This window comes from Rhodoferax sp., assembly GCF_030653815.1.
Lineage (GTDB): Bacteria > Pseudomonadota > Gammaproteobacteria > Burkholderiales > Burkholderiaceae_C > Rhodoferax.
Genome location: NZ_JAURYQ010000016.1, coordinates 18,567 through 42,037, shown reverse-complemented (window position 1 = coordinate 42,037; position 23,471 = coordinate 18,567). Strand labels below are relative to the sequence as shown.

The following is a 23,471-nucleotide window of genomic DNA, read 5'->3' as shown; positions in this document are numbered from 1 at the left end:
ACAGGAAGCAACATGAAAGTCATTGAATGCATTGCCGACCAGGCGGCCTCCCTGGCCGCGACCCGGCGCGACATCCATGGGCACCCCGAGCTGGGTTTCGAGGAAATCCGTACCGCCGATCTGGTGGCACAGAAGCTGACCGAGTGGGGCATCCCGGTGCACCGTGGCCTGGGTGGCACCGGTGTGGTCGGCATCGTCAAAAATGGCAGCTCGCAGCGGGCCATCGGTTTGCGCGCCGACATGGATGCGCTGCCCATGCAGGAGTCCAACACCTTTGCGCACGCCAGCCAGCATGACGGCAAAATGCACGCCTGCGGCCATGACGGCCATGTCGCCATGCTACTCGCGGCGTCCCAGTACCTGGCGCAGCACCGCAATTTCGATGGCACGGTTTACCTTATTTTTCAGCCCGCCGAGGAAAGTGGCGGCGGCGCGCGCGAGATGCTGCGCGACGGCCTGTTCGAAAAATTCCCGATGCAGGCGGTGTTCGGCATGCACAACTGGCCGGGCATGCCGGTCGGCAGCTTTGCCGCGAGCCCGGGGCCGGTGATGGCCTCCAGCAACGAGTTCAAGATCACCATCCGTGGCAAGGGCGGGCATGCGGCCTTGCCGCACAACGGGCTTGATCCGGTCCCCGTTGCCTGCCAGATGGTGCAGGCCTTCCAGACCATCATCAGCCGCAACAAGAAGCCCATTGACGCCGGTGTCATCTCGGTCACCATGATCCATGCCGGCGAAGCCAAAAACGTGATTCCGGACCGCTGTGAACTGCAAGGCACGGTGCGTACCTTCACGCCGGAAGTCCTCGATCTGATTGAACGGCGCATGCAGCAGGTAGCCGAACACACCTGCGCGGCATTTGAGGTCACCTGTGAATTTGAATTCGTGCGCAAGTACCCGTCGACCATCAACTCGTCTCGTGAAGCGGCCCTGGCGCGCCAGGTGATGATCGACATCGTGGGCGAGGCCCAGGTGCTGACGCAGGAACCGACCATGGGGGCCGAGGACTTTGCCTTCATGCTGCAGGCCAAGCCGGGGGCCTATTGCTTCATCGGCAATGGCGAAGGCAGCCACCGTGATATCGGCCATGGCGGCGGCCCCTGCATGCTGCACAACCCCAGCTACGATTTCAACGACGCGCTGATTCCTCTGGGCGGCACCTACTGGGTCCGGTTGGCAGAAGCCTGGCTGGCGCAGGGCGCGTGACCAGATTGCCACGGCGGCGTGACTTGAAAGTGTTGAGGTGGATGGATGGAAAGTCTTGATCTCAGAGTGTTGGCGGATGCCCTGGAATGGCGCCATGCCGGTCATGCCGTCACACTGGTGACGGTGGTGCAGACCTGGGGCAGCGCGCCACGGCCGCCGGGGTCCTTGTTGGCTGTGCGCGACGATGGTGTGGTCAGTGGCTCGGTGTCCGGTGGTTGCGTCGAAGACGATTTGATTGCCCGCACCAAGGCGCGTATCAGGCAAGCCGATGGTCGTGTTCCAGGGCTGGAGAAGCCCGTCATGATGGCCTACGGTGTCAGTCAGGAAGAAGCCGCCCGCTTCGGCTTGCCCTGCGGCGGCAGCTTGCGGCTGGTGCAGGAACCTCTGCTGGACACCAGCTGGGTGGCGCAATTGCTGGCACGCACGGCAGCCCACGAGCTGGTGGCACGCACGCTGACCTTGGCGACCGGCACGGTACAACTCACCCCTGCGGTGCGTGGCCATGCCATGCAGTTTGACGGCAGCACGCTGACCACCGTGTTTGGCCCGAAGTGGCGCCTGCTGCTGATTGGCGCCGGCCAGTTGTCGCAGGCGGTGGCGCAGATTGTCGTCATGCTCGATTTTGATGTGCTGGTATGCGACCCGCGGGAGGAATATGCCGCTGTCCTGATGGCGGGCATGCCTGGGGCGCGGCGAATTGAGGGCATGCCCGATGACGTCGTTCGCGAACTGGTGCCGGATGCCCACACGGCCATCGTGGCCCTGACGCATGACCCCAAACTCGACGACATGGCTTTGCTGGAAGCGCTGCAGTCCAATGCCTTTTATGTGGGCGCCCTGGGCTCGCGGCGCAATCAGGAGGCACGCAAGCGGCGACTGGCCGAACACTTCGATGTGAGCGCGGAGGCACTGGCCCGTCTGCATGGCCCTGTGGGTCTGGCGCTAGGAGCCAAAACGCCAGCCGAGATTGCAGTCTCTATCGTGGCCGAGATCGTGCAGGTGAAGAACAAGGTCGCCGCTTTCACGGTGACGGCCCCCGAGAACGACTGCGTGACGCTGTGAGTTGGCCCACCATCATTATTCTGGCTTCAGGGCGTGGGGAGCGTTTTACGGCGTCGGGTGGTGTCACCCACAAATTGCAGGCCCTGTTGGCGGGAAAAACGGTTCTTCAACACACCCTGGATGCGGTGCGGGGGAGTGGCCTGCCATGGCATCTTGAAGAGGATGGCCACCCCGGTATGGGCGACTCGATCGCAGCGGCGGTGCAGAAAACAACTCAAGCCGCTGGCTGGCTGATTCTGCCGGCGGATTTGCCACTCATTCAAAGTGACACCTTGCGCGCGGTTGCGACTGCGCTCAAAGGGCAGGACGTGGTGGTGCCGGTTTACCGGGGGCAGCGGGGTCATCCCGTCGGATTTTCTTCAGGTTGTCGTCACCACCTGCTGGGCTTGAAAGGCGACCGGGGCGCCATGTCCGTGGTTCGCGCGTCTGTCGCGATGGTGTTGGATACCGACGATATCGGGTGCGTGACCGACATCGATACGGTCGATGACCTGCATGTCGCACAGGGTCTGTTGCCCGGCATCGAAGCCCTGACCGGCTGAGCGCCTGAGCGATCAGCGCAACTGACTATGCTGGCGAATCCATTCGGCAAAAGTCGCTTCATCGATAGCGCCAGAGGCGACTGACAGCATGGTCAGCGTGGCATCAGGTTGGGTGGCCTGCAATCCGTAACCGTTGACGGCAAGAAACAAGCCCACGGCCAAAAAAAACAGCGCGTTTATTGCCATCGACAAACGCATGGTTTTTGGCCAAGCCCACACCGTACGCTGCGGCCAAAGCAGCCACATCTGGCTGTTGGTAGAACGACAGTTTCAAGGGGTGAGCCAAGGCGGAGTCCAATATGCTTTCGTCGCGCAGGCTTTGCCAAGGCGCAGGCCGATGTCGATCGTCGCGGGATCGGCGAAACCCTTCCAGCTTGCTGCCCGAAGACGCTGCCTACAGGCCAGCGGCCACCCGGCGAATTGCCCCGAGCAGCAGGCTGGCTCCAGGCGACAGCACCTGGTCGGCGCGCAGGATGAGGCCGTAGCTCTCCATGTTGCAGGCCAGCTCCACCGGCAGAATCGCCAGCTCGCCGCAGGCCGCGTAATAGCGCGCCACTTCCCGCGGCATCAGGTGCAAAAAGTCGGTCTGTTGCAGCAGTGCCTTGATCACCGACATGGCGGTGGTTTCAACCACGTTGGTCGGTGGCGCCAGACCATGGCGGCGAAACAGCATGTCGAACTGGTGGCGCAGGATACTGCCACGGGGCGACAGGATCCAGGCGCGGCTGGCCAGGTCCTGCAGTGTGAGCGCCGGGCGGTCCAGCAGGGGGTGGCCCAGGCGCACCACCGCACACTCGGTTTCTTCCGACAGGTCTTCGTAGACCAGGCTCAGGTCTTCTTCCTTGGCCGGAATACGGGCGATCAGAAAGTCGAGTCGACCGCGCTTGAGCCCGTCCACCAGCACATCGCTGGTGCCCACGTCAACGCCAATGCTCAACTGCGGCGCCTCGGCCTTGATGGCGGCGATGGCCTGGGGCACCAGCGTCATCGACGGTGTCAGGATCACGCCGACATTGACCTGCCCGGACAAACCGGCTTGCAGCGCGGCCATGGCGCTCTGGCCTTGGGCCAGGTTGTCCAGGGCCATGCGGACATGACGCACCAGGGTGTCGCCGTAGACCGTGGGCCGCATGCCGCGTGGCAGCCGTTCGAACAAGGCCACGCCAAACAGTTCCTCCATGTCCTTGAGCATTTTGGAGGCGGCCGGTTGGCTCATGTGTGTGGCCAGCGCAGCCTGGTGCAGGTTGCGCGTTTCATCGATGGCCATCAGCAGGGCCATCTGGCGGGTCTTGAGCTGGTGGTGGGGGCGCCGTATGGCGGAGCTGTCTTCCATGGTCGGGTCTCCCGCGTGGTTCATTGATATAAAAAAGTATATCAATTAATCATAAATATTCACTTGTCATGTATGCATCAAGCGCCTACGATGCCGCCAGTGATGCATCAATCCTGACTTGAAAGAAACCCCATGTCCCCGACCCCCAAGAAACCCCTGCGTTCTGCTGCCTGGTTTGGCACTGCCGACAAAAACGGTTTCATGTACCGCAGCTGGATGAAGAACCAGGGTATTCCTGACCATGAATTCCAGGGCAAGCCGATCATCGGCATTTGCAACACCTGGTCCGAACTGACGCCCTGCAACGCGCACTTTCGCAAGATCGCCGAGCATGTCAAGCGCGGCATTTCCGAGGCTGGCGGCTTTCCGGTCGAATTCCCGGTGTTTTCCAACGGCGAGTCCAATCTGCGCCCCACCGCCATGCTGACGCGCAACCTGGCCAGCATGGACGTGGAAGAGTCCATTCGCGGCAATCCGATGGACGCCGTGGTGCTGCTGGTCGGCTGCGACAAGACCACACCGGCGCTGCTGATGGGCGCGGCCAGTTGCGACATTCCCACCATCGTGGTCACCGGTGGCCCGATGTTGAACGGCAAACACGAGGGCCGCGACATCGGCTCGGGCACGGTGGTCTGGCAGCTGCATGAAGCCGTCAAGGCGGGAAAAATTTCGCTCAACGAGTTCATGTCGGCCGAAGCCGGCATGTCGCGCTCGGCCGGCACCTGCAACACCATGGGCACGGCCTCCACCATGGCCTGCATGGCCGAGGCGCTGGGCACCTCACTGCCCCACAACGCCGCCATTCCGGCGGTCGATGCGCGCCGCTATGTGCTGGCGCACATGTCGGGCATGCGCATTGTCGACATGGTCTGGGAAGATCTGAAGCTGTCCAAAGTCCTGACCCGCGAGGCGTTTGAGAACGCCATCCGTGTCAACGCCGCCATTGGGGGCTCCACCAATGCCGCCATCCACCTCAAGGCCATTGCCGGGCGCATCGGTGTGCCGCTGGAACTCGATGACTGGACGACCATTGGCCGGGGCACACCCACGCTGGTCGACCTGCAACCGTCGGGACGTTTCCTGATGGAAGATTTTTACTATGCGGGCGGCCTGCCGGCCGTGCTGCGCCGCATGGGCGAGGGCGGTTTGCTGCCCCACAAGAATGCATTGACCGTGAACGGCAAGTCGATCTGGGACAACGTGCTGGACGCACCCAACCACAACGCCGAGGTCATTCGCCCGCTCGACAATCCCCTGGTCAAGGACGGCAGCCTGTGTGTGTTGCGCGGCAATCTGGCACCGCGTGGCGCCGTGCTCAAGCCTTCCGCGGCCACGCCGGCGCTGATGAAGCACCGCGGCCAGGCCGTGGTGTTTGAGGATTTTGACCACTACAAGGCGCGCATCATTGACCCCGACCTGGTGGTCGATGCCAGCTCGGTGCTGGTGATGAAAAACTGCGGCCCCAAGGGTTACCCAGGCATGGCCGAAGTTGGCAACATGGGCCTGCCGCCCAAGCTGCTGGCGCAGGGCATCACCGACATGGTGCGCATCTCGGACGCCCGCATGAGTGGCACCGCCTACGGTACGGTGGTGCTGCATGTGGCACCTGAAGCGGCGGCTGGCGGGCCGCTGGCCATCGTGCAGGACGGCGACTGGATCGCGCTGGACAGCTATGCCGGCAAGCTGGAGCTTGAAGTGAGCGACGCCGAGGTCGCCCGGCGTTTTGCGGCGCGCCAGGCGCAGCAGGCAGCGACGCCGGCGGCGCCCAAGAGTGGTTACCAGCAGCTCTACATTGACCGCGTATTGCAGGCCGACGAAGGCTGCGATTTTGATTTTCTGGTAGGCTGCCGCGGCGCCGAGGTGCCCCGGCATTCACACTGACCCGACCCTTCCAACAACGAAGAAGCCCATGACAAGCAACACCCCAGCCCGTTACAAGGGCGTTTTTCCTGTGGTTCCGACTACCTTCCATGACAACGGCGAGCTGGACCTTGCCAGCCAGAAGCGCTGCGTCGACTTCATGATCGACGCGGGCTCCAACGGGCTGTGCATTCTGGCCAATTTTTCCGAGCAGTTTTTGCTGTCGGACGATGAGCGCGAGCTGCTGACCCGCACCATCCTTGACCACGTGGCTGGCCGGGTGCCGGTGATCGTCACCACCACCCACTTCAGCACGGAGGTGTGCGCCCAGCGCAGTCGGCGCGCGCAAGAGCAGGGCGCCGCCATGGTGATGGTGATGCCGCCTTACCACGGCGCCACCTTCCGGGTCTCCGAGGAAAAAATTTACGAGTTTTATGCCGGTGTCTCAGACGCCATCGACATCCCCATCATGATCCAGGACGCACCCGCCGCCGGCACACCCATGTCGGCCGCTTTTTTGGCACGCATGGCCAAGGAGATCGCGCAGGTGGCCTATTTCAAAATCGAAACGGCAGGTGCAGCGTCCAAGTTGCGTGAACTCATTCGCCTGGGCGGCGATGCCATTGAGGGCCCGTGGGACGGCGAGGAAGCCATCACCCTGCTGCCCGACCTGGACGCCGGTGCTACCGGTGCCATGACCGGTGGCGGCTACCCCGATGGCATTCGCCTGATCATGGACGCCTACGCTGCGGGTCGGCGCGAGGACGCTTTTTCCCTGTATCAGCAATGGCTGCCGCTGATCAACTACGAGAACCGTCAGGGCGGTATCCTGAGCGCCAAGGCGCTGATGAAAGCCGGCGGTGTGATTGCCTGCGAGGCACCGCGCCACCCGTGGCCAGCCATGCACCCGGCGGTGCGCGCCGGTCTGCTCGAAGTCGCCCGGCGCCTGAACCCCATGGTGCTGCGCTGGGGCAAATGAAGCCTGTTTTTTTAAAGAATGGAATGTTTATGTTGAATCACCTGTCAAGCGCAATTTGTCTTCCCTTGGACGCCGCCAGCGCCACCCTGGTGGGCCGTGTCTGGTTGAACGACGTCGGGCCGGTGCTGGTGTGCATCAAACCCGACGGGGTTTATGACCTGAGTTCGGCTGCCGTCACCATGTCGGACTTGCTGGAACTCGACGACCCTGCGGCTGCGGTACGCCAACACGCCGGTACCCGCCTGGGCGACACCGAGGCGATACTCAAGAATTCGTCGCAGGACGAGCGTAACCCGGCCTTGCCCTGGTTTTTGGCGCCCTGTGACCTGCAGGCCATCAAGGCCAGCGGCGTGACCTTTATTTCATCGATGTTGGAGCGTGTCATCGAGGAGCAGGCACGCGGCGACGCCAGCCGGGCCGACAGCGTGCGCCAGGCGGTGGTGGCCGTGATTGGTGACAACCTGAGCAGCATCAAGCCCGGCTCCAGCGAGTCGGCCAAGCTCAAGGAGGCCCTGCTCGCGCAGGGGGCCTGGTCGCAGTACCTGGAAGTGGGCATTGGCCCCGATGCCGAAATTTTCACCAAAGCGCAGCCGATGAGCGCCGTGGGGGTGGGCGCCGAGGTCGGCATCCATCCGGGTAGCCACTGGAACAACCCCGAACCCGAAATTGTGCTGGCGGTCAACAGCCGCGGGCAGGTTCAGGGAGCCGCGCTGGGCAATGACGTGAACCTGCGCGACTTCGAGGGGCGCAGCGCCCTGTTGCTGGGCAAGGCCAAGGACAACAACGCATCATGCGCCATCGGGCCGTTCATCCGCTTGTTCGATGCGCACTTCAGCCTTGACTCCGTGCGCGCCTGTGACCTGGCCATGCAGGTGACGGCGGCCAACGGCTTTTGCATGCAGGGCAGCAGTTCCATGAGCAAGATCAGCCGGGACCCGCTGGAACTGGTCGAACATGCCTTTGGACCCAACCACCAGTACCCTGACGGTTTCATGCTGTTTTTGGGCACCATGTTTGCGCCCACGCAAGACCGGCATGGGCCCGGCCAGGGGTTCACCCATGAATTGGGCGACGTGGTGACGGTGTCCACCGCCACGCTGGGGTGCCTGGTGAACCGTGTCAATGCCTCCGACAAGGTAGCGCCCTGGACCTATGGCATCCGGGCGCTGATGCAAGACCTGAACCGGCGCCGCGTGCTTAAAGCCTGAACGGCACCACCACCTGCTGCTGCTCGCCCAGACCCTCGATGCCCAGCGTCATCACATCGCCTTTTTTAAGGTAAAGCGGTGGCTTCATGCCCAGGCCCACACCCGGGGGCGTGCCGGTGGTGATGACATCCCCGGGCATCAGGGTCATGAACTGGCTCACGTAGCTGACCAGCTTGGCGACACTGAAAATCATGGTGCGGGTCGAGCCGGTTTGCATGCGTTGGCCATTGAGGTCCAGCCACATGCCGAGCTTTTGCGGATTGGGCACCTCATCACGCGTCACCAGCCAGGGTCCCAGCGGGCCGAAAGTGTCACAACCCTTGCCCTTGTCCCAGGTGCCGCCGCGCTCAATCTGGAACTCACGTTCGCTGACGTCATTGATGGTGCAGTAACCCGCCACATGGCTCAGCGCGTCTTTTTGTGACACGTAACGCGCCTTGGTGCCAATGACCACGCCCAGCTCGACTTCCCAGTCGGTTTTCTTGGAGCCCTTGGGCAGCATGACCGGGTCATTGGGCCCCTGAATACAGGTGGTGGCCTTCATGAAAACGATGGGCTCCGCCGGAATCGGCAGGCCGGACTCCGCGGCATGGTCGGCGTAGTTCAGGCCGATGGCAATGAACTTGCCAACGCCGCTCAACGGGCTGCCCAGGCGCGGCTTGCCCTTGACCAGCGGCAGATCCGCCGCCTTGAGTTTGCGCAATTTTTCCAACATCGCGTCGCCGAGCTGCTCGGGGTTGATGTCCTTGATCACTGCGCTCAGGCTGCGCAGTTTGCCATCGGCATCGATCAGACCGGGTTTTTCCTTGCCGGCCTCGCCGTAACGAACGAGTTTCATGGATTTTCCTTTCAGTTGGGGGTTGGATTAACAGTGAGCGTGGGCAGCCAGACGCTGCGGATTCAAATGGTCATGCCGCCGTCGACCGAGAACAGTTGACCGCTGGCAAATACCGACTCGTCGCTGGCCAGGTAGACCACGATAGGTGCAATTTCATGGGCCTGGGCCAGTCGCCCCATGGGTTGCCGTGCGATGAAATTCTTGCGCGCTTCAGCCGGGTCCGGGTAGCTGTTGATGCGCTCGGTGAGCGAGGGTGTGTCGACGGTGCCCGGTGCAATGGCGTTGCAGCGAATACCCTGGCCGACAAAATCTGCGGCCACCGATTTGGTCAGGCCCACCACGGCCGCCTTGCTGGTGCCGTAGATGAAGCGATTGGGCAGCCCCTTGAGGCTGCTGCAGACACTCGACATGTTGATGATGCTGCCACCGCCGGCCGCCAGCATCTTGGGCAGCACGGCCTGGATCATCCAGAACTGTGCGCGCACGTTCAGGTTGAACGCGAAATCCCATTCGTCGTCGGTGGCCTGCAGGATGCTGCCGTTGTGCACCACCCCGGCGCAATTGAACAGCACGTTCACTGGTGCCATGCCCGCCACCAGTGCTTGAATAGCCGCCTTGTCGGTCACGTCAAGGCGGGCCGTGGTGACGTTGGCCACGCCGGCATAACTCTCGAGCAACTGGGCGTTGACATCGGTGGCCAGCACTTGTGCGCCCTCGGCGGCCATGGCCAGCACACTAGCACGGCCAATGCCCTGGCCCGCAGCGGTCACCAGTGCTGTTTTTCCTTTGAGTCTCATGGTTTTTTCCTTGGTTAAAAATGGACACCTGCCAGGCTTGCTAGGGTTTCTACCGTTGTATTGCAAGACGGATCGTGGGATTATCAATTGGCCTTACCAATTGGCCAATTGAGATTAACCCTAATCCACTTAAATTTTGAGGCGGAACACAAATGAAACTCACAGCGCTCCTTAAATCTATTGCCGCCTTGGCAGTGGCATGCTCCTTCTCTGCTGCGCATGCAGCCTGGCCAGAGCGACCCATTACCTTGATCGTTCCCTGGGCTGCGGGCGGTGGCACCGACGCCACCGCACGGATCGTTGGTGCCCTGCTGGAGAAAGAGTTGGGTCAGCCGGTGAACGTGGTCAATCGTGCTGGTGGTAACGGTGTGGTCGGTCATCAGGCCATCGCAGGCGCGCAAGCGGATGGCTACACCCTTGGCATGATCACCGTCGAAATTTCGATGATGCATCACCAGGGGCTGACGCAGCTTACTCCTAAAAATTACACGCCGCTGGCATTGATGAATGTCGATCCGGCCGCCGTCACGGTGAGTGTTGCCTCGCCCTACAAAAATATGGACGACCTGATGAAAGCCATCAGGGCCAACCCGGGCAAGTTGAAAGCGTCCGGCACCGGGCAGGGCGGCATTTGGCATCTGGCATTGGCCGGCATGTTGAAGGATTTGAAGCTTGAAGCCAGTGCTGTGCCGTGGGTGCCTTCCAATGGCGCGGCGCCAGCGATGCTGGAATTGGCGGCGGGCGGAGTTGATATTGTCACCGCCGCTCTGCCCGAGGCGCGCTCGTTGATCGATGCCGGCAAGGCACGCCCGCTTGCTGTCATGGCCGATGCCCCAGCTGCCCTTTATCCCAACGTGCCCACGCTAAAAAGCGCGACCGGTAGCGGCTGGACGATTGGCGTATGGCGCGGAATTGCAGGCCCCAAGGGCCTGCCTGCCGATGTGCAGGCCAAAATGGAAACTGTACTCAAAAAAATCAACGGCAGCAAAGAGTATCAGGACTTCATGGCTGGGCGCGGCTTTGGCGTGGCCTATGCTGATGGAGCCGGATTCGGCAAGTTCATGGAAAAAGGCGACGCCGACATGGGGCAGATTCTGGGTGCGCTAGGCATGGCCAGGTAACATGACAGGACGCAGCTGACCGGCTTGATGTGCAACTTTACGTTCCTGCAACAGCCATGAACAGGTCGCTGTTTATGGCTGTCCGGTTTTCGCTTGCCTCCGATGTGAGCAATCACTTGAACCCGTCGATACAACAAAACTCGCCATGAAAATCAACGACGTTTTGTCAGGCCTGCTGATTGGTTCTTTTGGCGCCGCCATTTACCTTCATGCCCGTTCTTTCCCGCCGCTGCCGGGTCAGAATGTCGGGCCCAACATGTTTCCGCAATTGATCGCAACGGGCTTGATGATCTGCGCCATGTTTCTTGTTTTTCGTGGTGTCAAAACCCTTGGTACCGAGGGTTGGATCACCTTGCCCGGCTGGTTGGGGCAGGGCCGCATCGCGCTCGGCTTTCTGTTGATTCCACTGGTTCTGGTGTTTTACGTGGCCGTGTCGGAAAGTCTTGGTTTCCTCCCCACCGCAGTGATTTTGTTGATGACGCTTTTCCTTGTCTTCAAGGTCAGACTCCGCACGGCAATCGTCGTCGCCGTGCTCGGTGCGCTCTGCATTCACACCCTTTTCTACAAGCTCCTCAAGGTGCCCTTGCCATGGGGCCTGCTGAAATCAGTGGCCTGGTAAGCCGAAAGCCATCTCATGCTCGACAATCTTCTTGCCGCCTCCGGACAGGTCTTTGATCTCTATGTGTTGGGCGTGATCCTGCTCTCAGCCATTTATGGTCTTTTTGTCGGATCAGTTCCCGGCTTGAGTGCCACCATGGCGGTCGCGCTGCTGGTGCCCGTCACGTTCTTCATGCCACCGGTGCCTGCGATTGCAGCGATGGTGACCGCCACCGCGATGGCGATATTTTCCGGCGACATACCGGGCTGCCTGCTGCGTATCCCCGGTACGCCCGCTTCGGCCGCCTACACCGATGAGGCCCACGCTATGACCAAACATGGCAAGGCTGAAGTTGCCTTGGGTGCCGGCTTGGTGTTTTCCGTTGTTGGCGGCCTGTTCGGTACCCTTGTGCTCATCACGGCAGCCCCTTCGCTGGCTGAATTGGCGCTCAATTTTTCTTCTTTTGAATATTTCTGGCTGGTGCTGCTCGGCCTGACCTGTGCGATTTTCATCGCCTCCAGCAGCCCGCTCAAAGGTTTTGTGTCCTTGTTTCTGGGCTTGATGATCGCCAGTGTCGGCATGGGCAATCCTGCGGGCTTTCCGCGTTTCACCTTTGGTGTCGACGACCTCCTCGGTGGCCTTTCGTTGGTGCCGATCATGGTGGGGATGTTCGCCGTGTCAGAGGTACTTCGGTACGCCATCAGCGCCGGTCAAAAAATACAGCTTGTACAAAACAGGATCGGCAATGTGTTCGCGGGCGTGTGGGGTTTGATGGTCAAGTATCCCATGTCCATTTTGCGTGGCAGCATACTTGGCACCACTGTGGGGGCGCTGCCGGGTGCCGGCGCAGACATTGCCGCCTATATGGCTTACGCGGTGAGCAAGAAATTCTCCAGGGAACCAGAGAAATTCGGCACCGGACACCCTGAGGGCATTGTCGAAGCGAGTGCGGCCAATAACTCTTCGCTGGCAGGCGCATGGATTCCGGCGCTGGTATTTGGCATTCCTGGCGACTCCATTACGGCCATTGTCATTGGCGTTCTGTACATGAAAAACATGAACCCGGGACCCATGATCTTCGTGACCAATCCGGTGGCAATGTACTCGGTCTTCATTGTTTTCATTCTCGCCAATTTGCTGATGCTGCCGCTGGGTTTTCTGACCATCAAGCTGGCCAAGAAGATTCTGGGCGTGCCCCGCAACATCCTGATGCCGCTGATCCTGCTGTTCTGCATCGTTGGCGCTTACTCCATCAACAACAGCGCATTCGATGTCGGCATCATGCTCGGCTTTGGTCTGCTGGCCTACCTGATGGAAGAAAACGGCTTTCCGATCGCTCCCACAATTCTCGGCGTGGTGTTGGGCGGCATGCTGGAAGAAAACTTCATCAGCTCGATGATCAAATCGGATGGCGACTTCATCGCGTTTTTTAGTCGGCCCATCGCGGGCACCCTGGGTGTCTTGACTATTCTCGTTTGGAGCATGCCCATTGTCATGCGACTGCTACGCAAAAAGCAGATTACAGAGGTTTATTCAAATGGATGATTTAAAAGCTAAAGTGGTTCTGATTACAGGTGCTTCCACCGGTATTGGTGCGGCCTGTGCAACAGCCTTCGGGGCACTCGGCTGCAAAGTGGTGGTTCACTACAACAGTTCCGCGGCCGCTGCGTCAGCGGTGGCTGAGGCGGTCGAAAAGGCAGGTGGCGAGGCGCTGGTGGTGCAAGGTGACCTGCGCCGCAGCAGCGAGTGCGAGCGGGTGGTCGCTGAAGCCGTCAAGCGTTTTAACCGCATTGATGTGTTGATCAACAACGCGGGTGCACTGGTCAAGCGCTTGCCCATCACCGACCTCAGTGATGAAGTATTCGACGACATCATTAATCTGAATGTGCGCTCGATGTTGATGTGCACCAAATATGCCGTGCCTCACATGCCACAGGGCGCTGCCATCATCAACCTGACCAGTATTGCCGCGCGCCACGGTGGCGGACCGGGTGTCAGCCTGTACGCCGGCTCCAAGGGGTTTGTCAGCACAGCCACCAAGAGCATGGCCAAGGAGCTTGTGGGACGGAAGATTCGTGTCAATGCCGTTGCCCCTGGTGTCATCACCACGCCGTTCCATGAAAAATTCTCCACGCCTGAACAGCTCGAAACGATGCGTTTGACGATTCCGATGGCGCGACTCGGCACGGCCGAGGAGTGCGTCGGCGCATTCCTTTATCTCGCCTCGGAAAAACTGTCCAGTTATGTCACCGGGCAGATCATCGAGGTCAATGGCGGTCAGTACATGCCTTGATGCTGTCCATTGCCAAAGCCCAAGTGAATATGATGAGGATGATGTGATGGTTGAACGTTTTTCTGCCGAAGCCTTGACGCGCTTCGCTGTTGAATTGCTGCAAAAGGCGGGCATGGATGCCGTGCTGGCCGAGGCGGTGGCCCGGACGCTGGTTGAGGGCGACCTGTTGGGCCACGACACCCATGGGTTGGCTTTGCTGGCACCTTATCTCAAGGAGCTCGAAAATGGCACCATGGCAAGCTCGGGCGCACCCGAGGTGCTCTCCGATCGGGGCGCCTCGCTGCTGTGGGATGGGCGGCGCTTGCCCGGGCCGTGGCTGGTGTTGCACGGCATTGACACGCTGGTGCCGCGCGCGCGCCAGTACGGTAGCGCCACGCTGGTCATCCGGCGCAGTCACCACATCGCCTGCCTTGCCACCTACCTGTTGCGCGCTACCGAAGCCGGTTTCATGCTGGTGCTGGCAAGTTCCGACCCAGCGGTGCAAAGCGTGGCGCCCCACGGCGGCACGCGGCCGGTTTTTACCCCGAACCCGATCGCAGCGGGAATTCCGACCTCAGGCACACCGTTCCTGATCGACATTTCATCCTCGATCACCACCAACGGCATGAGTGCCAGGCTGCACAAGGCGGGCAAGCAGTTCGACGAAGCCTGCATGCTGGATGCCGACGGCCAGCCAAGTACCGACCCGGGCGTGCTCACCACCAGCCCGCCCGGAACCATCCTGCCGCTGGGTGGACTGAGTTCGGGGCACAAGGGCTATGGCTTGGCGCTGTTGGTCGAGGCGCTCACCGGCGGGCTGGCCGGTCATGGCCGCGCTGACCCGCCAGACGGTTGGGGCGCCACGGTGTTCATGTCGCTTTATGATCCGGCCGCCTTTGGCGGCACCACAGACTTTCTGCGCCAGACCGATTGGTTGGGCGATGCCTGCAGAAGCAATCCGCCGAGGCCCGGTTTCAGTGAGGTGCGCATGCCTGGCGACCGTGGGCTGGCGCGGCTGAAGGTGCAACTGGACAAGGGCCTCAGCCTGCATCCGAGCATCCCGCCGATGTTGCGCGACTGTGCGCAACGCTACGACATGCAGTTGCCTGCTCCGCTTGAAAACTAATGGTGAAGCCCTGGCATGTTTTGGCCGACGACCTGACGGGCGCGCCCTATCCCTTGTGACTGCAGTGACCAGCGCGTTTTTTCCTTTGAGTCACAAGCTTGTTTTCTTGGTTAAAAAAGCGTGTCCGAGCAGGTTGATCACTTCAGCGCTTGTGGCAACCACAGCGACAGCGCCGGGACATTGGTGATCACCAGCAGAGTCAAGATCAGCACAGCCACATACGGAACCACCTCGCGGACCAGCAGGCCGAGCCTTACCTTGGACACCGAACTGGCAACGAACAACAGCACCCCAACCGGAGGCGTCAACTGGCCGATGGTCAGGTTGATCAGCAGGATAATGCCGAAGTGGGTCAGGTCGATCTGGTACAGGTTCAGCACCGGAATCAGGATCGGCACGAGAATGATCATGATCGCGATGGTTTCCATGAAGCAGCCGAGAATCAAGAGCACCACGTTTAACAGTATCAGGATGACCCAGGGACTATCGGTGGCGCCCTTCAGCGTCTCCGAGATCAATTGGGGGGCCTGTTCGATGCCGAGTATCCAGCTGAAAGGGGCGGCGGCGGCGACGATCAGCAGGATGACGGCGGTTTCCTTCGCCGTGGACAGCAGGACTTTTGGCAAATGCGACCAGCGCAAGGTTCGGTAGATAAACAGCCCGACGATCAATGCATAAGCGGCCGCGACACCTGCAATCTCGGTGGCGGTGAAAACGCCCATCCGGAAGCCGACCAGAATCAGTACGGGCATCAGCAATGCCCAGAACGCGCCGCGGAACTCGGTCCACAGACGTCCCCAAGCGAACGCTTGATCCTTCGGGAAGCGCCGTCTGCGGGCGATATACGCCGTCAATAACATCATGGCCAGCGCCATCAGCAGGCCCGGGAAGATACCGGCCCAGAACAGGTCGCCGAGCGAGATGTTGGCTTGCCACGCATAGATCACCATCAGGATTGACGGCGGGATGATCGGACCGAGCGTGGCACAGGCGGCGCACAGCGCGGCCGCGAAGCCAGCGCCATAGCCGGCCTTCGTCAGCTGCGGGACGAACACGCGCGACGTGGCTGCGCAGTCGGCGACCGATGAGCCAGAAATGCCAGACAGGAATATGTTGCCGACGATCGCCGTTTGCGCCATGCCGCCGCGGATGTGGCCAACGAACGCGCGCGTGAACGAGAAAAGTCGTTCGCTGATGCCCGAATCATTCATCAGCGAACCGGCCAGCGTGAACAATGGTATGGCCAGCAACGGGAACGACTGCACGCCGGTGACAACCCGCTGCGCGACGACCGATATTGGGATGCCTTCCACCAGGATGACCAACAGCGATGCGCCCATCATCGCGATCGCGATCGGCAGGCCGATGACCAACAGCAGCGCAAATGAAATCAGCAGAATTGTCATTTGGCTCCACCTTCACTGGCGATCAGAATTTCAGTTTCACTGCGAAACACAGAAGCCGCTCCGTGATCGAGCCAGGACCTGAGTACATGAATCAACATCAGGATCAGACCGACCGGCATCGACGCGGCGAACCAGGCCTTCGAGACGCCGAGCATCGGCGACTCGACGACCAGTTCCTGTAACACCTGCTCATAGCAGGCCCAGACCATTGTCACAATGATCACGATGCCGATCACCAAAGTCAGCGTGTTGAGCCAGTTCATCTTTGGATTGCGAAAGACTGGCGCTATCACATCGATCCGGATGTGCATTTGCGATCTGACCGCAGCGGCGGCGGCAACGAAGACCATCCAGGCGAAGAAGCCGACGATCAATTCCTCGCCCCAAGTCAGCGGGTCATTGAACACGTAGCGCAGCACGACAGATAGCAATACTAGTCCGGCAACTGCACCGTGGGCGAAGATGATGAAAACATCCTCTGCCCTGGCGATGACGTCATCGACCCGGCCCAGCATCTTGCAAAGTTTGGCCACAGCTGTCTCCAGAGTCAGTATTGCAGGTGCCGCTTACTTCTTGCCAGCCGAGGCAGCAACGGCGGCTTTGACCCGCTGTAGGTTTTCTGCGCCCCATCGCGCTTCGAGTTTCTGGAAGGCAGGCGCCATTTTTTCCGCAAAGGCGGCGCGATCCGGTTGATCGACGATGGCGGTCTTGCCGCTCTTGCGGATGCTCTCCAGCATGCTGGTCTCGCGCTCCTGCTGCAGCTTCGAGTTTTTCGTCGATGCCACCGCCGCTTCTTCCAACACGATTTTCTGCATGTCCGGCGACAGCTTGTCGAACGAACGTTTGTTGATGATCATCGTGTTGTTCTGCAACATGTGGCGCGTCATCGACATGTGCGCCTGCACTTCATAGAATTTGCGCGAGAAGATCGTCGGAATCGGGTTTTCCTGTCCATCCACGGTTTTCTGCTGCAGCGCTGTATAGACCTCGCCAAACGGGATCGGTGTTGGTGCGCCACCCATCGCTCGGATCATCTCAACCCAGACCGGCGATTCCGGTACGCGGATCTTCAGGCCGACCAGATCTTCCGGTTTGTGGACGGCGCGGGTACTCGTGGTCAGGTTGCGCCAGCCCCAGTACCAGATCTTCGACAGCATCAGCACATTGTGCTTGTCGCGTAATTCATCGAACTGCGGCTGGAACGCCGGGCCGGTGATGACCTTTTCGGCTTGCGTCCAGTCAGTCCACAGGAACGGTGCGCTGGCGATCTCCAGACCAGGTACCAAGCTCGACAACGATGCCATCGATGGCGCGGAGATGTCCAATGCGCCGGACTTGACCTGCTGGATCAGGTCGCCTTCCTTGCCGAGCTGCTCGGCCGGGAAGACTTTAATCGTGACTTCGCCCTTGGTGCGTTGGGTCACCTTATCGGCGAACTCCTGAAACAGGTCGGTGGCAATCTCGCCGGTGTTGTTGGCATGGCCAAAGCGCAGCGTGGTGGCTGCGGAGGTAGCCACGGACACCGTCGTCAGCGCGGTGAATACCGACGCGGCGAGGGTGGAAGCGAACAGTTTTCGGGTAGCGAAGAGACGCATAAATACTCCTTGGTGAGACATGAAGTTGGCCAGCCGAATGGATGGCGCAACACGGGGGTGCCCGGTGATGCATGCCTGATACCGGATCGGGCGGCGCTCAGGACGGACATAGGATCGAACGATCATCGGGTGACCCGACTTCCCGAACGATCAAAAACATGCAGCGCAGTGCGATTGGCGTTGATCCATTCCCAATCGTAGTCAACGCCAAGTCCTGGCCCGGTGGGTACCGGCACCGTGCCGGCGGCATCCACGCATTCCAGCTGGTCCGTGTAACCACAGCGATAAACCGGCGGCATTGCGTTCGGGCAATCCGGGCCCACCAGCGCGACCTCGTAGAAATTGGTATTGCGCATGGCGGACATTAAATGACGATGGGCGGGGCCGCTGGCGTGAATCTCACAGTCCAGGCCGAGCGCTTCGGCCAGGTGCGCAACCTTCAGTGCGCCGGTGATGCCCATGTCGTACTCCGGATCCACGCGCAGGAAATCCGTGCCACCGGCCAAAACGAAGTCGGCCTTCGGTTCCACGCCGCGCACATGCTCCGTCTGTAGCAGTGGCGTCCTGATCATGCTGCGCAGGCGCTGGTGCGCGAAAGCAGACACGCCGCCGTCGCGAAACGGGTCCTCATACCAAAAGAAGCGCGCGTCATCGCAGGCGCGACCCACATACAGCGCATCGGCAAACGTGCGCAGCTCACAGGCTGGATCCAGCATCAGTGTCATCCTGTCGCCGACGGCTTTGGCGACGTGGAGCACGTTCTCCGCCTCTTCACGGGCATTGCCTTCATTCCAGCCATGAATCTTGAACGCCCTGTACCCGATGCCATGGCAGGCCTCAGCGAAGTCTGCGAACGCTTCCTTGGACGAAAGCCCGCCCGCTCGGTCACCGTGATAGGTGCTGGCGTAGGCAGGCAAACGCTTGCGATAGCCGCCCAGCAGTTCGGAGACCGAAGCGTTATAGTGGCGGCCCGCCCAGTCCCACAGCGCGATGTCGATCGCGCCGTGCCCCATGTGGTCGAACTGGCGAATGTCGCGCTTAAGGTCTTCATAGATCGCGATCCGTTGACGCGCATCCTTGCCAATCAGTCGCGGCGCCAGCATCAGTGTCTGACCCAGAGCAGCCGGGCTGGACACCCAGAGGGCGACATAGTCGCCGCGACCACCGTCGTCGGTGTGAATGGACACCGCATACTTGCCGAGCCGGGTTGTCGCCCCTTTCTTGTAGGTGACGGACTGCGAGCCTCCATCGCGCGCCAGATTGGTCGCGTCGAATTCAAACTCGTGTACTTCGACACGAACGATGGTGCTCATCATGCGCCGTCGGAGGTTTTTGGATCAGCCAAGGCCGGCGCGCTGGCTTTGCCGATGCCCTGCCCGGCTGCTGTGACCAGTGCGGTTTTCCCTTTGCGTCTCATGTCTTGTCCTTGGTTTGGCTTGCTTTATAGTCAGGTCGGAAATTGGGTGATTTTCAGCTACAAGGTTTTGCCGGATGTTGTCAGCACGATTTCATGATAGTATCAATTGGCCTGACCACTTGTCCAATTCTGGTAAACCCTTGATACGTTTAAAAAGCGGCCAGCATGCCGATTTCCGGTGCCACCCATACAGCCAACCTCACCCTCAAGACCGACTTGCGGCCATGCATTGACGCGTTGTTAAAATGCCTCACCCGCTAATCGTTTGCCAACCATTCTCATAGATGCGCGTGACATGAAACCTTGGCACATCCTCGCCGACGACCTGACGGGCGCACTCGACAGTGCTGCGGCCTGGGCTGACGCTGGCGAGGTGCCGGTGTTTCTGGATGCGCCTGAAACATCCGCCCAGCCGGTTCAGGTTGTCGCCACGGGCACACGCGATGTGCCGCCCGCCAGCCTGCCGGCCCTGTTGACCCCCAGTCTGGACTGGCTGGTTGCCAGCGGCAGCGCGTTCAAGAAAATCGACAGCCTGCTGCGTGGCAATACCTTTGCCGAGATCGCCTGGCTCATGCGCAGCGGGCGCTTTGCCGGCGTGGTGTTTGCGCCAGCCTTTCCGGCGCAGGGGCGCTTCACGGCGCAGGGGCAGCACTGGGTGGCGCCGCCGCACCAGCCCGACGGACCGCGCACGCATGAACACCCCGGCACGCTGGTGCAAGCCTTTGCCGATGTGGGCCTGACGGCGCGTATTCCTTCGCGGCTTCAGGACTGCTTGCAAGAGGGCGGCGAGGTGGTGATTCCCGACCTGCTGAGTGACGCGGACATGGACCAGCTTGCCAGTTTGGCGCACAGCCCGCAGGCGCGCTCATGGCTGTGGTGCGGCAGCGCGGGGCTGGCCTGGGCGCTGGCGCGGCAGGCCGCAGCCGCAACACCGGCACCTGTCACTCTCGTGGCCCCGCCGACCCATGCGCAGGGCCTGACGCTGGTGCTCACCGCCAGCCGTCATCCGGTTCTGCGGGAGCAATTGCGGCAGCTGCCACTGATGAATACGGGCACCAAGCTGCTCGATCTGGCCGAGGCACAGCCGCTTGAACCCGCCGAGGCCCAGGCCCGTCTGACGCAACGCATGCACACGCTGGTCGCCACCCAGCCGCGCCCGGACGCGCTGGTGGTGGTGGGCGGCGACACTTTGCTGGCGCTGTGCCGTGCTTGCGGCGTACGTGGCCTGCAAGCCGGCGCCAGTCCGCGCGCCGGTTGGGGCCGAGCCCGCCTGGTCGGTGGCTTGTGGGACGGCCTTCATTGTTATTCCCGGTCCGGTGCCTTTGGTCCGCCCGACGACCTGCGTGCGCTGTTGGCTGCACTCAGCCCCACCTCTCAACAAGATTAAACAAGGAACCCCTTCAATGAACACTCCCATCCGACTGGCCCTGACCATGGGCGACCCGGCCGGCATCGGCCCCGAGATCATCGTCAAGGCCGCGCACCAGATGCGCGATCTGGTGGCGCAGGGCCGCATCGAGCTCAAGGTGCTGGGCAGCGCCCAGGCACTGGAACAAGCCGCGCGCCTGCTGCAGTGCGACATCACCCAGGTGGTGGAGATGGTCGACGTCGGGCCGGTCACGCAGCCGCTGACTGTTGGGCACGTCAGCGAAGCCGGTGGCCACTGGGCCTATCGCGCCGTGGCGCGCGCGGTGCAGCTTTGCCAGAGCGGCGCAGCGGACGCCATCGTCACCGCGCCGCTGTGCAAGGAGGCACTGCACATGGCCGGCTACCCATTTGAGGGTCACACCGAGATGCTGGCCCATCTGAGTGGCATGCGTGACGGCGTCATGATGCTGGCCCACGGCAACATGCGGGTGTCGCACGTCACCACCCATTGCGCCCTGGCCGAGGTGCCGGCGCGCCTGACGCCGCAGCGCTTGCGCCGGGTGCTGGATGTGACGCTGGAGGCCCTGCATGCGCTGGGCATTCGTGAGCCGCGCGTGGCAGTGGCCGGACTCAATCCGCATGCCGGTGAAGGTGGCATTCTGGGCAAGGAAGACGGCGCCATCATTGCCCCGGTGATTGCCGAATACGTGGCCGCCGGCCATGCGGTCACCGGCCCCTGGCCTGGCGACACGGTGTTCATCAAGCTGCGCGCCCAACAGTTCGACGCGGTGGTGGCCATGTACCACGACCAGGGCCACATCCCGGTCAAGCTGCTGGGCTTCAGCATCGACCCGGCCACGGGTGTCTGGCAGGCGGTCAGCGGTGTCAACATCACGCTGGGCCTGCCCATCTTGCGCACCTCGGTCGACCACGGCACGGCCTTTGACATTGCGGGCACCGGCCGCGCCAGCGCCGAGAGCATAGTCGATGCCATCCGCTACGCCATGACGCTGGTCGAAGGCCTGCGCACCGCGTCTGCTGCCCGCCTGGCACCTCAGCCTTGATCCGGACAAGCGTCACACTTCACAGGAAAATACACCATGATCCATCCTTCCCAGGCCCTCCAGTTTGCGGGCAAATCTGTCTTGGTTACCGGCGCGGGTTCGGGCATCGGCGCGGCGGTTGCGCAGTCCTTTGGCGCTGCCGGTGCGCGGGTTGCCGTGCATTACTCACGCAACCGCGAAGGTGCCGAAGCGGTAGCCGACAGCATCCGGCAGGCGGGGGGTCAGGCCATCACGCTGGCGGGTGACATGCTGGACCGCAGCGTGCCCGGGCAACTGGTGGCGCAAACTGTCGCGGCCTTTGGCGGCCTCGACATTCTGGTCAACAATGCGGGCGACATGTTTGGCCGTCGATCCATGGAGAGCGTCAGCGACGAGGACTTCGACCGCGTGGTCGGCCTCAATGTGCATGCGGCTTTTGCGCTCTGTCGCGCAGCCGCGCCGGTGATGCGCCAGGCCGGGCGCGGCAGCATGATCAACACCACCTCGATTGCGGCACGCACTGGCGGCGGCGAAGGGGTGGGCCTGTATGCGGCAGCCAAGGCCTTTGTCAGCTCCATGACCCGCGTGCTGGCGCGCGAGCTGGCGCCGCACGGTGTCCGCGTCAACGGCGTGGCACCAGGAGTCATCCTGACTGACTTTCACGCACGCAATTCCACGCCGGAACAACTCGAAGGCGCACGCCGCAGCATCCCGCTGGGCCGCTTGGGCACTGCCGAAGAATGTGTCGGGGCCTACCTGTTTTTGGCCGACGACCTGCTGTCTGGCTACATCACCGGCCAGATCATCGAGGTCAACGGTGGCCAGCTGATGCCATGAATGAATTCGAATTTCAACTCCCCTTGGCTGCATTACAGGGTTTAACCTGATGTTCCTTGCGTGGATTTATGCGAACATCAATTGGCCTTACCAATTAATGAATTTAACCTAAGCTCATACGTCACCAAGATCGCCCAGGATGCCGATTAAAACCATCGAACCGCAACGCTTGTACCGCCAGATCGCAGAGCAATTGCGCTCCTTGATCGTCAGCGGCGAGTTCCCCTTCGGTTCGCGGTTGCCGGCCGAGCGCGAACTTGCCAAGCAACTGTGCGTGAGTCGCCCGTCGGTGCGCGAAGCCTTGATCGCACTGGAAGTTGAAAAAGTGGTCGAGGTGCGTGGTGGCTCCGGTATTTACGTGCTCAAGCCCAGGCAACGCCGGGCTGCCCCCAAGAACGGCAACCAGCTTGCCGAGTGGGGCCCGCTGGAGCTCATGCGCGCGCGCGAACTGGTAGAAAGCGAAGTCGCCGCACTCGCGGCACGCAACGCCCGAAAGTCAGACCTGCAAGTGATGGACGACGCGCTGCAGCAAATGCGCAACGAAGTAGCACAGGGCCAGGTTCCGCGCGAGGGCGACGAGGCTTTTCACAACGCCATCGCCCAGGCCTGCGGCAATGAGGTGCTGCGCGACACGGTGCGCGGTTATTGGCAGGCACGCCACGGCATCTTGTTCGAGCGCCTGGGTGACTACTTCGAAGACGACGTCTCCTGGGATGCTGCCCTCGCCGAGCACGCAGCGGTTCTCAAGGCGATCAAGTCACGCAGCGCGGTGGCTTCCCGCAGCGCCATGAACCGGCACCTGAAAAATGCCCACAAGCGATACAGCGCCAGCTGGAGTCGCGCCAAGCCTGTTTGACGCCCAT

At 61.4% G+C, this 23,471-nt stretch carries 24 protein-coding genes and 1 pseudogene; 15 read left to right on the top strand and 10 right to left on the bottom strand.

Features of this window, described 5'->3' with window-relative positions:
• Positions 1 to 12 precede the first annotated feature (12 nt).
• Genes Q7U49_RS05845 through Q7U49_RS05835 form a run of 3 tightly spaced genes read left to right on the top strand, consistent with a single transcriptional unit; the run spans position 13 to position 2,810 of the window.
• The gene (locus Q7U49_RS05845) at positions 13 to 1,206 is read left to right on the top strand and encodes a M20 aminoacylase family protein (protein WP_304763090.1); all 1,194 of its coding nucleotides are present in this window, start codon (positions 13 to 15) and stop codon (positions 1,204 to 1,206) included.
• A gap of 45 nt (positions 1,207 to 1,251) precedes the next feature.
• Entirely contained in the window at positions 1,252 to 2,268 is a 1,017-nt protein-coding gene (locus Q7U49_RS05840) for an XdhC family protein (RefSeq protein WP_304763087.1), read from the top strand.
• Complete coding sequence (locus Q7U49_RS05835) at positions 2,265 to 2,810, top strand: nucleotidyltransferase family protein (protein WP_304763085.1); 546 nt, start codon at positions 2,265 to 2,267, stop codon at positions 2,808 to 2,810. Before Q7U49_RS05840 ends, Q7U49_RS05835 begins: the two co-directional genes overlap by 4 nt.
• Positions 2,811 to 2,822: 12 nt before the next feature.
• Here the strand turns inward: Q7U49_RS05835 and Q7U49_RS17425 are convergent, their stop codons facing one another.
• The 3 genes from Q7U49_RS17425 to Q7U49_RS05825 all read right to left on the bottom strand — a co-directional run bounded on the left by Q7U49_RS17425 (position 2,823) and on the right by Q7U49_RS05825 (position 4,143).
• Positions 2,823 to 2,996 (bottom strand): hypothetical protein, encoded by a 174-nt coding sequence (locus tag Q7U49_RS17425; protein ID WP_370653970.1) that lies wholly within the window; start codon positions 2,994 to 2,996, stop codon positions 2,823 to 2,825.
• A complete protein-coding gene (locus tag Q7U49_RS17420; protein ID WP_370653969.1) occupies positions 2,914 to 3,084 on the bottom strand; it encodes a Fic family protein in 171 nt (56 codons plus the stop codon). The genes Q7U49_RS17425 and Q7U49_RS17420 overlap by 83 nt, the downstream gene beginning before the upstream one ends.
• Before the next feature lie 120 nt (positions 3,085 to 3,204).
• Positions 3,205 to 4,143 carry a LysR family transcriptional regulator gene (locus tag Q7U49_RS05825; protein ID WP_304763083.1) on the bottom strand — a complete coding sequence of 313 codons (939 nt, stop codon included), beginning with the start codon at positions 4,141 to 4,143 and terminating at the stop codon, positions 3,205 to 3,207.
• 132 nt (positions 4,144 to 4,275) lie between these two features.
• Here Q7U49_RS05825 and Q7U49_RS05820 point away from each other — a divergent pair, with 132 nt between their 5' ends.
• Genes Q7U49_RS05820 through Q7U49_RS05810 form a run of 3 tightly spaced genes read left to right on the top strand, consistent with a single transcriptional unit; the run spans position 4,276 to position 8,190 of the window.
• Positions 4,276 to 6,024 (top strand): IlvD/Edd family dehydratase, encoded by a 1,749-nt coding sequence (locus tag Q7U49_RS05820; RefSeq protein WP_304763080.1) that lies wholly within the window; start codon positions 4,276 to 4,278, stop codon positions 6,022 to 6,024.
• 28 nt (positions 6,025 to 6,052) lie between these two features.
• A complete protein-coding gene (locus Q7U49_RS05815; RefSeq protein ID WP_304763077.1) occupies positions 6,053 to 6,982 on the top strand; it encodes a dihydrodipicolinate synthase family protein in 930 nt (309 codons plus the stop codon).
• 29 nt (positions 6,983 to 7,011) lie between these two features.
• Entirely contained in the window at positions 7,012 to 8,190 is a 1,179-nt protein-coding gene (locus Q7U49_RS05810) for a fumarylacetoacetate hydrolase family protein (protein WP_304763075.1), read from the top strand.
• On the opposite strand, the gene Q7U49_RS05805 is transcribed toward Q7U49_RS05810, so the two are convergent.
• Both Q7U49_RS05805 and Q7U49_RS05800 read right to left on the bottom strand, forming a co-directional pair.
• Positions 8,180 to 9,028, bottom strand: coding sequence for a fumarylacetoacetate hydrolase family protein (locus Q7U49_RS05805; RefSeq protein WP_304763072.1), 849 nt, complete (start codon positions 9,026 to 9,028; stop codon positions 8,180 to 8,182). The genes Q7U49_RS05810 and Q7U49_RS05805 overlap by 11 nt on opposite strands.
• Before the next feature lie 62 nt (positions 9,029 to 9,090).
• The gene (locus tag Q7U49_RS05800; RefSeq protein ID WP_304763070.1) at positions 9,091 to 9,825 is read right to left on the bottom strand and encodes an SDR family oxidoreductase; all 735 of its coding nucleotides are present in this window, start codon (positions 9,823 to 9,825) and stop codon (positions 9,091 to 9,093) included.
• A 152-nt stretch (positions 9,826 to 9,977) separates the two neighbouring features.
• Between Q7U49_RS05800 and Q7U49_RS05795 the strand changes: the two genes are divergently transcribed.
• The 5 genes from Q7U49_RS05795 (at position 9,978) to Q7U49_RS05775 (ending at position 14,942) form a co-directional block, all read left to right on the top strand.
• Positions 9,978 to 10,946: a tripartite tricarboxylate transporter substrate binding protein gene (locus tag Q7U49_RS05795; protein WP_304763068.1), complete on the top strand. Its 969-nt coding sequence runs from the start codon at positions 9,978 to 9,980 to the stop codon at positions 10,944 to 10,946.
• A gap of 163 nt (positions 10,947 to 11,109) precedes the next feature.
• The gene (locus Q7U49_RS05790) at positions 11,110 to 11,565 is read left to right on the top strand and encodes a tripartite tricarboxylate transporter TctB family protein (RefSeq protein WP_370653968.1); all 456 of its coding nucleotides are present in this window, start codon (positions 11,110 to 11,112) and stop codon (positions 11,563 to 11,565) included.
• Positions 11,566 to 11,580: 15 nt separating this feature from the next.
• A complete protein-coding gene (locus Q7U49_RS05785) occupies positions 11,581 to 13,089 on the top strand; it encodes a tripartite tricarboxylate transporter permease (RefSeq protein ID WP_304763062.1) in 1,509 nt (502 codons plus the stop codon).
• Positions 13,082 to 13,837 carry an SDR family NAD(P)-dependent oxidoreductase gene (locus tag Q7U49_RS05780; protein ID WP_304763189.1) on the top strand — a complete coding sequence of 252 codons (756 nt, stop codon included), beginning with the start codon at positions 13,082 to 13,084 and terminating at the stop codon, positions 13,835 to 13,837. Before Q7U49_RS05785 ends, Q7U49_RS05780 begins: the two co-directional genes overlap by 8 nt.
• A gap of 46 nt (positions 13,838 to 13,883) precedes the next feature.
• Complete coding sequence (locus Q7U49_RS05775) at positions 13,884 to 14,942, top strand: Ldh family oxidoreductase (protein WP_304763060.1); 1,059 nt, start codon at positions 13,884 to 13,886, stop codon at positions 14,940 to 14,942.
• 137 nt (positions 14,943 to 15,079) lie between these two features.
• Here the strand turns inward: Q7U49_RS05775 and Q7U49_RS05770 are convergent, their stop codons facing one another.
• The 5 genes and pseudogenes from Q7U49_RS05770 to Q7U49_RS17415 form a co-directional block, all read right to left on the bottom strand.
• Positions 15,080 to 16,348, bottom strand: coding sequence for a TRAP transporter large permease (locus Q7U49_RS05770; RefSeq protein WP_304763057.1), 1,269 nt, complete (start codon positions 16,346 to 16,348; stop codon positions 15,080 to 15,082).
• Positions 16,345 to 16,881 carry a TRAP transporter small permease gene (locus Q7U49_RS05765; protein ID WP_304763054.1) on the bottom strand — a complete coding sequence of 179 codons (537 nt, stop codon included), beginning with the start codon at positions 16,879 to 16,881 and terminating at the stop codon, positions 16,345 to 16,347. The genes Q7U49_RS05770 and Q7U49_RS05765 overlap by 4 nt, the downstream gene beginning before the upstream one ends.
• Before the next feature lie 33 nt (positions 16,882 to 16,914).
• Positions 16,915 to 17,943, bottom strand: a complete 1,029-nt coding sequence (locus Q7U49_RS05760) for a TRAP transporter substrate-binding protein (protein WP_304763052.1) — start codon at positions 17,941 to 17,943, stop codon at positions 16,915 to 16,917.
• Between the two features lie 122 nt (positions 17,944 to 18,065).
• On the bottom strand, positions 18,066 to 19,256 hold the full coding sequence (locus Q7U49_RS05755; RefSeq protein WP_304763050.1) for an enolase C-terminal domain-like protein: 1,191 nt from the start codon (positions 19,254 to 19,256) through the stop codon (positions 18,066 to 18,068).
• Between the two features lie 26 nt (positions 19,257 to 19,282).
• Positions 19,283 to 19,360, bottom strand: a pseudogene (locus tag Q7U49_RS17415) (NAD(P)-dependent oxidoreductase); the annotation flags it as partial.
• Between the two features lie 295 nt (positions 19,361 to 19,655).
• Here Q7U49_RS17415 and Q7U49_RS05750 point away from each other — a divergent pair.
• The 4 genes from Q7U49_RS05750 to Q7U49_RS05735 all read left to right on the top strand — a co-directional run bounded on the left by Q7U49_RS05750 (position 19,656) and on the right by Q7U49_RS05735 (position 23,464).
• Positions 19,656 to 20,747, top strand: coding sequence for a four-carbon acid sugar kinase family protein (locus tag Q7U49_RS05750; protein WP_304763047.1), 1,092 nt, complete (start codon positions 19,656 to 19,658; stop codon positions 20,745 to 20,747).
• A gap of 16 nt (positions 20,748 to 20,763) precedes the next feature.
• Positions 20,764 to 21,792 (top strand): 4-hydroxythreonine-4-phosphate dehydrogenase PdxA, encoded by a 1,029-nt coding sequence (gene pdxA, locus Q7U49_RS05745; protein WP_304763044.1) that lies wholly within the window; start codon positions 20,764 to 20,766, stop codon positions 21,790 to 21,792.
• 36 nt (positions 21,793 to 21,828) lie between these two features.
• The gene (locus tag Q7U49_RS05740; RefSeq protein ID WP_304763041.1) at positions 21,829 to 22,608 is read left to right on the top strand and encodes an SDR family NAD(P)-dependent oxidoreductase; all 780 of its coding nucleotides are present in this window, start codon (positions 21,829 to 21,831) and stop codon (positions 22,606 to 22,608) included.
• Positions 22,609 to 22,747: 139 nt separating this feature from the next.
• The gene (locus Q7U49_RS05735; protein WP_304763038.1) at positions 22,748 to 23,464 is read left to right on the top strand and encodes a FadR/GntR family transcriptional regulator; all 717 of its coding nucleotides are present in this window, start codon (positions 22,748 to 22,750) and stop codon (positions 23,462 to 23,464) included.
• Positions 23,465 to 23,471: the final 7 nt, after the last annotated feature.